Below are 11,328 nucleotides of genomic sequence, written 5' to 3'. Positions count from 1 at the left end.
AGCTCCTCCGCATGCGATAGCCGACGGATTTCCCCCTCAAGTGTCTCGTCTTCGCCCGACACGGGCGCCGCGTCCTCGATCTCCCGCACGACGAACCGCAGATAATCGGCCCGACGCGCGGCCTCGCTGCGGCGCTGCTCGAGTTCGCGCTCCCGCGCCCGCAGGGCGAGCACTCGACCGTGGGCCTCGCTCACCCGATCGCGCGCGCCGGCCGCCTGCACATACGCGTCGAGGACCTCACGCTGGTGGTCCGTATCGACAAGCTGCCGGGAATCATGTTGCCCGTGCACGCTCACCAGGCGGCCGCCAACTTCAGCCAGCACCGCGGCGGTCACGGCAGACCCGTTGATCCAGGCGCGCGAGCGACCATTGCTTCCGACCTCGCGCTTCAGCACGACAAGATCGTCGTCGACCTCGATGCCGCGCTCGTCGAGTAGCGCGCGCAGCGCGGCGGCGCCACGAATGTCGAATACCCCCTCGACCGTGGCCTTCTCGCTGCCGCTGCGCACGCGGTCGGCAGCGGCGCGCTCACCGAGCAGCATGCCGAGAGCGCCGATGATGAGCGACTTGCCCGCTCCGGTCTCGCCGGTCAGGACATTGAGGCCACCGGCGAGTGGTAACGCGACCATGTCGATGACCGCGACGTTACGGATGCGCAGTTCGACGAGCATCGGGACTCCAGCGGGAGAGCGGACGGGGTTACGACTGATCGCCGTCGCGCTCGGAGAGACCTCCCCATCCCAGCTTGCGGCGCAGGCGCGTGAAGAACGTGGTACCGGGGAAGCGCACGATCTGCACCGAACGGGCGGCGCGACGCACGACGAGCGTTTCCCCACCGGTGAAGGTAGTGCCGACCTGCCCGTCAATCGTTACCAAAAGCTCTTCCGGCCCATCATCCGCACGCACTTTCACTTCCACCTGCGGCGGCAGCACCAGGGGCCGCATGGCCAGCGTGTGCGGCGACACCGGCGTGAGCACGATGCTCTCCACGGTCGGCACGACGATCGGGCCGCCGGCCGAGAGGGAATAGCCCGTGGATCCGGTGGGCGTGCTCACGACGAGACCATCGGCCGAGTACGAGCCAATGGGCTCATCATCGACGAACACCGTGAAGCGCACCACGCGCGCGAAGCCGCCCTTGTGCAGCACGACATCGTTGAGGGAGCGCCAATTGCACCGTTCCACTCCGTCCCGGTCGAGGGCGCACGATTCAAGCGCCATGCGCGGCTCCGACATGAAGTCTCCGCGCGCGAAACGGCGTACTCCCTCTTCAAAATCCACGCCGCTGCAGCTCGTAAGAAAACCGAGGCGACCGAGGTTGATACCGAGAATCGGCACATCGTGACCATCGAGCCATCGGGCACCGCGCAGCAGGGTACCGTCCCCCCCCAGCGTGAACAACGCCTGCACGGTATCGGGCGCCCCGAGGCGCTCACCCTGTCCGGCGATCTCCCACAGATCGTCCTCGAACGCGAGGGTCAGCCCGAGCGCCGGAGCGATGTCGAGGAGCGTCCCGAGGATCGCCGGGAGCCCCACGTAGCCGCGATGTCCAATGACGCCGACGCGCATCAGCCGGCGAGCGCTTCAGAGTCGCGAAGGGCCCGCACGCGATCCGCAATGCCCGCCGCATCGAGTCCGAGCGACGCGAGCTGTTTCTTGCGCGGCGCGGCGTACACGATCATGTCCGGTACGCCATGCACTGACGTGCGCACGTGCGGCGACTGCCGTTGAATGATCGACGCCATGTACGCCCCGAATCCGTTCGTGCAGACCCCTTCCTCGACGGTCAGGATCTGCGAATGGTCGGCCAGGATCGCGGCCAGCGTGACCTCGTCGTACGGCTTCATGTAGCGACAGTTGACGACCGTGACGTCCAGTCCCTCGGCCGCGAGCGCCTCGGCGGCGGCGAGCGACGGCAGCACCATGGTGCCCACGGCAAGAATCGCGAAATCGCGCCCCTTGCGCAGCACTTCCCACGTGCCGTACGGCGTCGCCGGAATCTCCGACATCGCGGGCGGCACCTCGGGCGACGCATCACGCGGGTAACGCAGCGAGAACGGACCATCGGTGTGCTCGACAGCGGCGCGGAGTAAGCCGAGCATTTCGGTGCCATTCTTCGGCGCCGTCACGGTCATGTTGGGCACCGTGAGCATGTACGGAATGTCGTACAAACCCATGTGCGTCTCGCCATCCTCGCCCACGAGCCCGGCGCGGTCCATCGCGAAGATGACCGGCAGCTTCTGCAGCGCCGCATCGTGAATGATGTTGTCGTAGCCACGCTGCAGGAACGTGGAGTAGATGGTCACGACCGGGCGCACGCCACGCGTCGCGAGCCCCGAGGCGAAGGTGACGCCATGTCCCTCGGCGATCCCGACGTCGAAGAACCGATTCGGATACGCCTTGGCGAAGCCAGCCGTACCCGTGCCGCCCGGCATGGCAGCCGTGATGACCGCCACATCGCTGCGCTCAGCAGCCAGTTCCACGAGTCCCTTGCCGTACACCGCCGTGTAGGCCGGATTGCCAGCCGACACGGTGATCTGCTTGCCCGTCGCCGGGTCGTGTCCGGGCGGCAGGGCGTGCCACTTCTCACCGTGTTCGCCGGCCGGGAACCCCTTGCCCTTCTGCGTAATCACGTGCACGAGACGCGGCGTGTTCATATCACGCACCGCGGCGAAGGTGTCCATCAGCGCGTCGATATCGTGCCCATCGATGGGGCCGAAATACCGGAATCCGAGTTCCTCAAACAGCACGCCCGGGGTGAGGAACGACTTCACGCTCTCCTCCCACTTTCTCAGGAGGGTACCGGCCGACTGGAACGGCTGCGGCGCGTGATCGACGATGTCGCCGATGCGTGAGCGCAGACGATTGTAGAGCGGGTTGCGCTGAATGCTGGTGAGATACTTGTGCATGGCGCCCACATTGGGCGCGATCGACATCTCGTTGTCGTTGAGTACGACGATGATGTCGCGATCGGAGTGACCAGCATTGTTGAGCCCCTCGTAGGCAAGCCCCGAACCGAGCGAACCGTCTCCGATGATGGCGACGGCCTTGAACGCCTCGCCCATCACGTCGCGTCCGGCGGCCATGCCCAACGCGGCCGAGATGGCCGTGGCGGCGTGCCCCGCGCCGAACGTGTCGTACTCGCTCTCGGTCCGCTTCAGGAACCCGGAGAGGCCGCCTTCCTGGCGTAGCGTCTCCATACGGTCGTTGCGACCGGTGAGCAGCTTGTGCGGGTAGGCCTGATGGCCCACGTCCCAAACCAGCTGGTCGGTGGGCGTGTCGAAGATCGCGTGCAGGGCGATGGTGAGCTCCACCACGCCGAGGCCGGCGCCGATGTGTCCGCCGGTCCGCGAGCACACATCGATGAGCCGGTCGCGAACATCCTGCGCGAGGGTGCGCAGTTCATCGCGCGAGAGGCGACGAACGTCGGCCGGTGACTTGATGCCTTCGAGAAGAGACATGGGATCTCGGGGAATGCGGGAACCGCGGTCGAACGAGGAGACAACTCGGAAAAACGCGACGGGGCCACCGTCTCAGGAACGGCGCTCCACGATGTAGCGCGCCAATTGCTCGAGAGTGGGGGTCAGCAACCCCTCTTCCTGCAATGCCGCGCACCCATCTTCCACCAACGCAACAGCGCGCTCAATCGCTCCCTCGACCCCCAGAAGGGCCGGATAGGTGCTCTTGTTCAGGTCCAGATCGCGCGCGGCGGTCTTGCCCAACTGGTCGGTCGTGGCCGTGATGTCGAGGACGTCGTCGGCAATCTGGAACGCCAGGCCGATGGCTGCGCCGTAGCGCGCCAGTGCCTCGCGGCGGGAGGCCGGCGCCATCGCCGCGCGCGCACCCAGCGTAACCGACGCCATGATGAGCGCTCCCGTCTTGAGCCGGTGTACCCGTTCCATCGCCTCAAGGGTCAGGTGCACCCCTTCCCCCTCGAGATCGAGCAGCTGGCCGCCGATCATGCCGCCGGCCCCCGACGCCTCCATGAGATCGCGAACGATGTCACCCGCCACCGCATCGCTCAAACCAAGCGCCTTGGCCGCATGCCACGCACAGCGCGCCGCGAGGGGCACCATGGCCAAACCGGCCGCCGTGGCCGCCGGCACCCCGTACACGCGGTGGACGGTGGGGCGTCCACGGCGCACGTCGTCGTCGTCCATGCACGGGAGGTCATCGTGCACGAGCGAGTATGCATGCACCACCTCCACCGACGCGGCGAGATCGAGGGCGTCCCCCGTTCCCCCGCACGCCTTGTAGGCCTCGAGGAGCAAAATGGCGCGGAGCCGCTTGCCCTCACCCAGGAGCGCGTAGCGAATGGCCTCGGCCGTCAACGGCGCGACATCGCTCAGCCAGCGCGCACAGAATCCATCGAGCGCGCGCTGCACCTCGACCCGTTCGCGCCCGAACGATGGACCGGTCCCCGAGCCGATGGGCGAACCGTGGGTGACGGTCATCGTTCAGGCCCCCAGGTCGACAACGGAGAACGACCCATCGGCGGCCTCCACGAGCTGCTGCACCCGCGCGTCGACCGTCTTCAATGCGGCCCCCGCGGTGCGCAAATGCCCAATACCCTCTTCGAAAAGCCGCAAGGCCTCATCGAGATCGAGGTCATTGCGTTCGAGAACGCGCACGATTTCCTCGAGGCGCGTCAGCGACTGCTCGAACGAAAGCTCGGTCATGCGCGGGTGGGGTTGGTCGTGTCGTCCATCGGGGCGGGCGCGCTCGTCATGCCATCCGGAAGCGGGCGGTTTGTGCCGGCGGTCGCCTCCACGATCCCGTCGCGCAGCCAGAGATCGAACGGCGCGCCGGGTACAAATTGATTCCGACTGCTCAAAGTAGCGCCCCCGGGCGTTCGCGCCACCGCAAAACCGCGCGAGAGCGTGCTAAGGGGGGAGAGAGCGTGCAACTGCCCGGCGATGGTCTCCACCTTGCCGCGCCGCCGCTCCACGACGCGCTGCGCCGCCAAGGCGAGCCGCTTTTGGACCTGCGAGAGCGACGCGATGGCCCGGTCTTCCCGGCGCCGCGCGGCGGCTGCCAGGCGCTTTCCCAAGGCGTCCACCCGGGCCACCACCTCCCGGCGTGAGGGCACAGCCAGCTCGGCCGCCGCCGAGGGGGTGGCGGCCCGAACGTCGGCCACGAGGTCGCAGATGCTCACGTCCACCTCGTGGCCGACCGCCGAAATGGTGGGGATGGGGCAGGCCGCGAGTGCCCTCGCCACCCGCTCATCGTTGAACGCCCAGAGGTCCTCCCGCGACCCGCCCCCGCGCCCGATGATCAGCACGTCCGCATCCCCCCAGCGGCGGAGCTGCTCGATGGCCGCGACCAGCGATTCCGGCGCGCCCTCTCCCTGCACCTTCGCGGGGATGATCACGAGTTCGACATCGGCGCTCCGGTTCCGCGACACCGTGATGATGTCGTGCATCGCGGCGCCATCCGGACTCGTGATCACGGCGACCCGCCGCGGAAACGCCGGAAGGGGGCGCTTGCGCGCCGGGTCGAGCAAGCCGTCCTTCTCGAGCCGCAGCCGGGTCTGCTCGAGCGCCTTGCGCCACAAGCCATCGCCAGCCGCCTCGAGCGCGCGCACCGAGAACTGCAGGTCGCCGCGCACGGGCCACACGGTCATCTGGCCGAGCGCGAGTACCTCCATCCCGTCGTCGGGGGGCGCGGGAATCCGCTTGGCGGCGGAGCTCCAGATGACGCAGTTCACCTGCGCCTCCCGGTCCTTCAGCGAGAAGTACCAGTGGCCGTTCCGGTGCGCCTTGAAGTTGCTGACCTCTCCACGCACCCAGAGCGGCGGAAAGGCGCCTTCGATGACGTCCTTCGCCGCCGCCGTAAGCGTGTGGACCGCGATCGCCGATTCCGGCGCGCTGCCCGGTGAGGCGTCGGCGGGCACCGACGGACCGTAACCGCTGGTGCGACCCGAGGCCATCGTCAGCGGCTCCTCAGCGGGCGCTCAACGTGCGTTCGGCCGCGCGCACCGTATTGCGCAGCAGCATGGCGATGGTCATCGGGCCCACGCCTCCCGGCACGGGCGTGATCTTCGAGGCGACCTCCACCGCGCTGTCGAAATGCACATCGCCGCACAGCCGCGTGCCCTTGGCCTTGGTGGCATCAGGCTTCGTGTTCATCCCCACGTCGATCACGACGGCACCCGGCTTGATCATGTCCCCCGTGATCATCTCCGCGCGACCGATGGCGGCGATGAGGATGTCAGCCCGCCGGGTGTGAAACGCGAGATCCTTCGTGCGGCTGTGGCACACCGTCACCGTGGCATCCCCGCCGGCGCGCCCCTGCACCAGCAACGCCGCCATGGGCTTCCCCACGATGTTGCTACGTCCCACGATCACCGCCTCGGCACCACGTGTGTCCACCCCGCTGCGCACCAGCAGCTCGATCACACCGGCCGGCGTGCAGGAGACGAACCCATCCGTGTGCCCGATGAGCAGCTTGCCCACGTTCACCGGATGAAAACCATCCACATCCTTTTCCGGAAGAATGTGGCGGATGACCGTATCCGGATCGATGTGCGCGGGCAGTGGCATCTGCACGAGAATGCCGTGCACCGACGCATCGGTGTTGAGCCGCTCGACGAGAGCGAGCAATTCGTCCTGACTGGTGCTGGCCGGCAAGCGGATCGTCTCGCCATGCATGCCGGCCGCCTTCGAGGCCTTCTCCTTGGCGCCCACGTAGGTGGCGCTCGCCGAGTCGTCGCCGACGAGTACCACCGTGAGCCCCGGCACTACGCCCCGCGCGGCAAGGGCCGCAACGTCCGCCGCCACTTCGTTGCGGATCGTTTCCGCAATCGCCTTGCCGTCGATCAGTTCAGCGCGCAAAGTCCACCGCCCGGCTTTCTCGGATGACCACGACCTTGATCTGGCCGGGGTACTGCAATTCGGATTCGATACGGCGCGCGATCTCTTCGCTCATCGCCGTCATGCGCACATCGTCCACCTGCTCCGGCGTCACCACCACGCGCACTTCGCGACCCGCCTGAATGGCGAAGACGCGCTCCACGCCGCGGTAGCTCGACGCAATTTTTTCGAGCCCTTCGAGGCGCTTCACGTACGTTTCGAACGCCTCGCGACGCGCTCCGGGGCGCGACCCCGAAATGCCGTCAGCCGCCTGCACCAGCACCGAGACTTCGCTCTCGTGCGGCACATCGTCGTGGTGCGCCGCAATGCAGTTCACCACCAGCGGGTTCTCTCCGTACTTGGTGGCAACCTCCACGCCCAGTTGCACGTGCGTACCCTCGTGCTCGTGCGTCAGCACCTTGCCGATGTCATGCAGTAAAGCGCCGCGCTTCGCGAGCGCCACATCGAGACCGAGCTCAGCCGCCATCATGCCGGCCAGCCACGCAACTTCCTTGCTGTGGGCGAGGATGTTCTGACCGTAGCTCGTACGCCACTTCATACGTCCGATGAGCTTGATGAGCTCCGGATGCAGCCCGGCGACGCCGACATCGTACGCGGCCTGCTCACCGGTTTCCACGATGGCCGTGTCGACCTCCTTGCGCGCCTTGGCCACCACTTCCTCGATGCGCCCCGGATGGATGCGCCCATCGCTTACCAGCTTTTCGAGCGCCAGACGCGCCGTTTCACGACGTACGGGATCGAAGCACGACACGACCACCGTATCCGGCGTGTCATCGATGATCACGTCGACGCCGGTGGCCAACTCGAACGCACGGATGTTGCGCCCCTCGCGCCCAATGATGCGTCCCTTCATCTCATCATTCGGAAGGGAAACCGCGGACACGGTACTCTCGGCCGTTGTCTCGGCCGCCACGCGCTGCACCGCCAGTGCGACGATCTTCTTGGCTTCGCGCTCGGCGTTCCGCTTGGCCGTTTCGCGGATTTCACGGAGGCGGCTCGCGGCATCCGCCAGCGCCTCGTCTTCGAGCCGGCGAACGAGTTCGGCCTTGGCCTGATCGGCGCTCAGCCCGGCGAGCTGTTCGAGGCGGCGGCGTTCATCGGCGATCAGACGCTCGAGCTCCAGCTCGCGCGCTCCGGCGGCACCCTCGCGGACCCCGAGCTCCTTGCCGCGCTGCTGCAAATCGTGCTCACGCCCCTCGAGCGATTCGCGCGCGCGGTCGAGCTGGGCTTCGCGCTCCACCACGCGCTTTTCCTCACGCTCCACATCGAGCCGGCGCTGCCGCACCTCCAGCTCCTGCGCCTCGCGAAGCTGCAGCAACTCCTCGCGTCCGGAGACGACGGCTCCCTTACGGATGTTCTCCGCCTCGCGCCCCGCCTCTTCGAGGATGCGCGTGGCCGTTTCTTCGGCCGTGGCCTTCGCCCGCTGCTGCGCGACAATCTCGGCCTGTCGCCCAGACTTCCGTCCGAAGACGAAGCCGAGGACGGCCGCGACTACACCCAGGGCGCCGATCAGCGCCGCGAGGGGGAATTCTCCCATGGGGATCTATACTCCACCGCGCCAGCGCGGGTTGGATCGTGAACCGCCGGATCTATCGTTCTACGGCTCGTGGACCCTGGCCAGCGGGAACATCAGCAGCGCCTTGGGGCGCGCATCCCGCGGTGGTCATCCGTGAGCCATTGGACAGATAGTACGGACCGACGGTAGCCCCCGCAACAGGGCCATCCGACACGACCCGCTCCTTGGCCCGGGCTACGCTGCCCCAGCCTCGTCGCCGCGCTTCGCTGGGGGTAGCAGCGGCCGGATATCTGATGCCAGCTGCTTCATATCCGCCGTCACGCCGTCCAACGCCGAGCGCTCCCGGAACAGATCGTCCGTGATCTGCAGGGCCGCCAGAATGGCCGCCTTCTGAGTCTCCATGGTCGTGCTGCCGCTCATGATCGCCCGGATCGTTCGGTCGACATGCTCGGCCACCGCCTTGGTGTGCTCGGCGGACGCCTCGGTGCGCAGGGTGTACTCGTCCCCCATGATGCGCACCTTCACCACCGCTCGCTGGTCCATCATCGCTCGGCCCCCTGCTGCGTCTGTTGGCGAAGGAACCGGACCCGCTCCGTCAGCTGTGCCGTCTTTTCCCTCGCCTCGTCGAGACGGGCCCGGAGCCGCTCATTCTCCCGGAGCAGCTCCTGGTCACGCGCCTCGGGGGTCGACTTGGCCGAGACTTCCGCGAACGCCGCCTGCACTCGCTGCACCTCGCCGCGCGCTGTGAGGAGTTGGGCCTCCAGGGTGCGCGCCTGCACGAGCGCCGCATCACGCGACGCCTGGGTATCCTCGACCTGCTGCCGCACCTCGTCGAGCTTTCCGTTCATCCCGGCGAGGATCTGCTCAAGCTCTCGCGAACGTGCCTCAGCCGCGAGCGCCCGCCGGCGGAAGCCCGCCAGCTGGTCGCTCAGATTTCGTACGAGCGTGTCGAGCTCGCGAAAAGCCGCCGCTTCAGGACGCACGAGGACGGATACCCAATTCCTTGTCGAGAATCTCGAGGAGACGGGACCGGCGTCCCTCGATCTCCTTGTCACGCAGGGTGCGCTCCGGATGCCGCCACGTCAACCGCCACGCGAGACTCCGCACGCCGGCAGGAATGCCCGCCCCGCGGAATTCGTCGAACAGTTCCACGCGCTCCAGCAATTCCCCGCCGGCCGTCCGAATCGTCGCTTCCACGGTCGACGACAACGTTGCGTCGGGGACGAGCAACGCGAGGTCGATTTCCGCTGCGGGCGTCGTGGGCAACGGCGAGAAGCGCACCGCGCGCGTCGCTCCCGACTCGCGATCCGCGGGCGCGTGGGCATGCGAACGCGGCGGCGCGACGTCATCGCTCGAGAGTTCGCCCAACGTGATCTCCACGCCCCACGCGTCGGTTGCCCACACGGGCTTATCGAGCGCTACCTGCTCCACCTGACCCACAAGCCCCAGCCCATCCACATCGACCGCCCAGAGAGCGGGCGCCGACGCGGCAGTCAACCGCACGGCACGCCCCGGAAAGGCCGCGGCCACCAGACGCTCAGCGAGTTCCTTGGCATCCCACACATCGAACGCCGGGGGATCTGGCTCCGTGAAGTGCGCCGGGCGACGGGCCCCCATGAGCAACACGCCCACGCGCATTTCCTCACGCGGCAGACGCGCCGCGCGCGGTACAAACACGTTGCCGATCTCGAACAGTCGCAGGTTGCCCTGCATGCGGGAGAGATTGTACTCCGCACGACGCGCCAGCGTATCGAGCACCGACGCGCGCAGGAACGGCTCGTCCTCGGCGAGCGGATTCCGCACGCGCGGACTGGTCGCGTCACCGCTCGCCGTGAATGGCATGGGACGTGTCTCGGCGAGGCCCAACCCCACCAGCACATCGCGCACACGCCGCGAGGCAAGGTGCAGCGGATGGTCAGGCGCGGTCCCCGGACGGAACGGACGCAGTTCATCTGGGAGCGCATCGAACCCGACGAGTCGCGCCACCTCTTCGATGAGATCGACTTCAAGGAGCAGATCATGCCGCCACGACGGCGCGTGCACGGCCAGCGCGTCGCCTTCGGGCGTCACGAGGCAGCCGAGCGATTCGAGGCGACGCACGATCTCTTCGGTGGGCACGGCCATACCGAGCAACCGCGCGAGGCGCGCCGGCCGCAACGAAACGGCTGCGCGCGCAGCCGGTACCGTGCCCGCGTCGAGCACTTCGACGACGTCGCCGCCCGCCACCTGCGTGATAAGTGCAGCAGCGAGTCGCGCCACGTCCTGGGTGTTCCCAACATCGATGCCACGCTCGTATCGATAGCTCGCGTCGGTGTTGAGTCCCACGGCCTTCCGCACTCTGCGCACGAACCGGGGGTCGAACACGGCCACTTCGAGCAACACGTCCGTCGTGGTCTCCGTAACCTCACTGTGCAGCCCGCCCATCACGCCCGCGAGCGCCACCGGTGCCGCCCCATCGCAGATGCACACCGTGCCGGCGGCGAGGGCACGCTCCGTTCCATCCAGCGTGACGATAGCTTCGCCCTCGCGGGTGGCGCGCACCACGATGGACTTGCCAGAAAGCTTGGCCAGATCGAACGCATGCACCGGCTGACCGAGGCCATGCAGCACGTAATTGGTGGCGTCGACGACATTGCTGATGCTGCGCGCGCCGATGCCATCGAGGCGCTGCTTGAGCCACTCGGGGCTCGGCCCCACCTTCACGCCCTTGATGATCACCGCCACGTACCGGGGACACGCATGCGTATCGGCGAGTGTCACGGCCGCGTGCGTCCCCTGCACCGTCGTGTCGCCGCACCTGGCCTCGACCGTTGACGGCACCACCGTGATGTCGGCCGGCACATGGCGCATGGCGACACCGGTGATCGCGCTCACTTCACGCGCGACCCCCACGTGCGACAGCAGGTCCGGGCGATTGGGCAACACATCGAGATCGAGGCG

General features: G+C 67.6%; 11 protein-coding genes. All 11 read right to left on the bottom strand.

Going from position 1 to position 11,328, the window contains the following annotated elements; genetic code table 11:
* Positions 1-671, bottom strand: a 671-nt coding sequence (locus tag ACIQ6O_RS07425; RefSeq protein ID WP_396207141.1) for an AAA family ATPase, incomplete at its 3' end; no start/stop codon positions are given.
* 28 nt (positions 672-699) lie between these two features.
* Positions 700-1,569, bottom strand: a complete 870-nt coding sequence (locus ACIQ6O_RS07420) for an NAD(+)/NADH kinase (RefSeq protein WP_396207140.1) — start codon at positions 1,567-1,569, stop codon at positions 700-702.
* Positions 1,569-3,461, bottom strand: a complete 1,893-nt coding sequence (gene dxs, locus ACIQ6O_RS07415; protein ID WP_396207139.1) for a 1-deoxy-D-xylulose-5-phosphate synthase — start codon at positions 3,459-3,461, stop codon at positions 1,569-1,571. The genes ACIQ6O_RS07420 and dxs overlap by 1 nt, the downstream gene beginning before the upstream one ends.
* A gap of 72 nt (positions 3,462-3,533) precedes the next feature.
* Positions 3,534-4,454, bottom strand: coding sequence for a polyprenyl synthetase family protein (locus tag ACIQ6O_RS07410; RefSeq protein WP_396207138.1), 921 nt, complete (start codon positions 4,452-4,454; stop codon positions 3,534-3,536).
* Between the two features lie 3 nt (positions 4,455-4,457).
* Positions 4,458-4,679: an exodeoxyribonuclease VII small subunit gene (gene xseB / locus ACIQ6O_RS07405; RefSeq protein WP_396207137.1), complete on the bottom strand. Its 222-nt coding sequence runs from the start codon at positions 4,677-4,679 to the stop codon at positions 4,458-4,460.
* Positions 4,676-5,929 carry an exodeoxyribonuclease VII large subunit gene (gene xseA / locus ACIQ6O_RS07400; RefSeq protein WP_396207136.1) on the bottom strand — a complete coding sequence of 418 codons (1,254 nt, stop codon included), beginning with the start codon at positions 5,927-5,929 and terminating at the stop codon, positions 4,676-4,678. Before xseA ends, xseB begins: the two co-directional genes overlap by 4 nt.
* A 13-nt stretch (positions 5,930-5,942) precedes the next feature.
* On the bottom strand, positions 5,943-6,833 hold the full coding sequence (locus ACIQ6O_RS07395) for a bifunctional 5,10-methylenetetrahydrofolate dehydrogenase/5,10-methenyltetrahydrofolate cyclohydrolase (RefSeq protein WP_396207135.1): 891 nt from the start codon (positions 6,831-6,833) through the stop codon (positions 5,943-5,945).
* Positions 6,823-8,409, bottom strand: coding sequence for a ribonuclease Y (gene rny / locus ACIQ6O_RS07390; RefSeq protein ID WP_396207134.1), 1,587 nt, complete (start codon positions 8,407-8,409; stop codon positions 6,823-6,825). Before rny ends, ACIQ6O_RS07395 begins: the two co-directional genes overlap by 11 nt.
* 213 nt (positions 8,410-8,622) lie before the next feature.
* Positions 8,623-8,934 (bottom strand): cell division protein ZapA, encoded by a 312-nt coding sequence (locus tag ACIQ6O_RS07385; RefSeq protein WP_396207133.1) that lies wholly within the window; start codon positions 8,932-8,934, stop codon positions 8,623-8,625.
* Positions 8,931-9,371, bottom strand: a complete 441-nt coding sequence (locus tag ACIQ6O_RS07380) for a hypothetical protein (RefSeq protein WP_396207132.1) — start codon at positions 9,369-9,371, stop codon at positions 8,931-8,933. Before ACIQ6O_RS07380 ends, ACIQ6O_RS07385 begins: the two co-directional genes overlap by 4 nt.
* Positions 9,361-11,328 (bottom strand): phenylalanine--tRNA ligase subunit beta (locus ACIQ6O_RS07375; protein ID WP_396207131.1); only part of this gene is annotated, 1,968 nt, incomplete at its 5' end. The genes ACIQ6O_RS07380 and ACIQ6O_RS07375, both read right to left, overlap by 11 nt.

Source organism: Gemmatimonas sp. (genome assembly GCF_044345575.1).
In the GTDB taxonomy this organism is placed as follows: domain Bacteria; phylum Gemmatimonadota; class Gemmatimonadetes; order Gemmatimonadales; family Gemmatimonadaceae; genus Gemmatimonas.
This window is presented reverse-complemented; position numbering and strand designations above follow the sequence as displayed.

Coding starts and splice junctions, on each gene's coding strand:
- xseB (WP_396207137.1), bottom strand. CDS start 4,679: ATGACCGAGCTTTCGTTCGAGCAGTCGCTGACGCGCCTCGAGGAAATC.
- dxs (WP_396207139.1), bottom strand. CDS start 3,461: ATGTCTCTTCTCGAAGGCATCAAGTCACCGGCCGACGTTCGTCGCCTC.
- rny (WP_396207134.1), bottom strand. CDS start 8,409: ATGGGAGAATTCCCCCTCGCGGCGCTGATCGGCGCCCTGGGTGTAGTC.
- ACIQ6O_RS07385 (WP_396207133.1), bottom strand. CDS start 8,934: ATGATGGACCAGCGAGCGGTGGTGAAGGTGCGCATCATGGGGGACGAG.
- ACIQ6O_RS07420 (WP_396207140.1), bottom strand. CDS start 1,569: ATGCGCGTCGGCGTCATTGGACATCGCGGCTACGTGGGGCTCCCGGCG.
- xseA (WP_396207136.1), bottom strand. CDS start 5,929: ATGGCCTCGGGTCGCACCAGCGGTTACGGTCCGTCGGTGCCCGCCGAC.
- ACIQ6O_RS07410 (WP_396207138.1), bottom strand. CDS start 4,454: ATGACCGTCACCCACGGTTCGCCCATCGGCTCGGGGACCGGTCCATCG.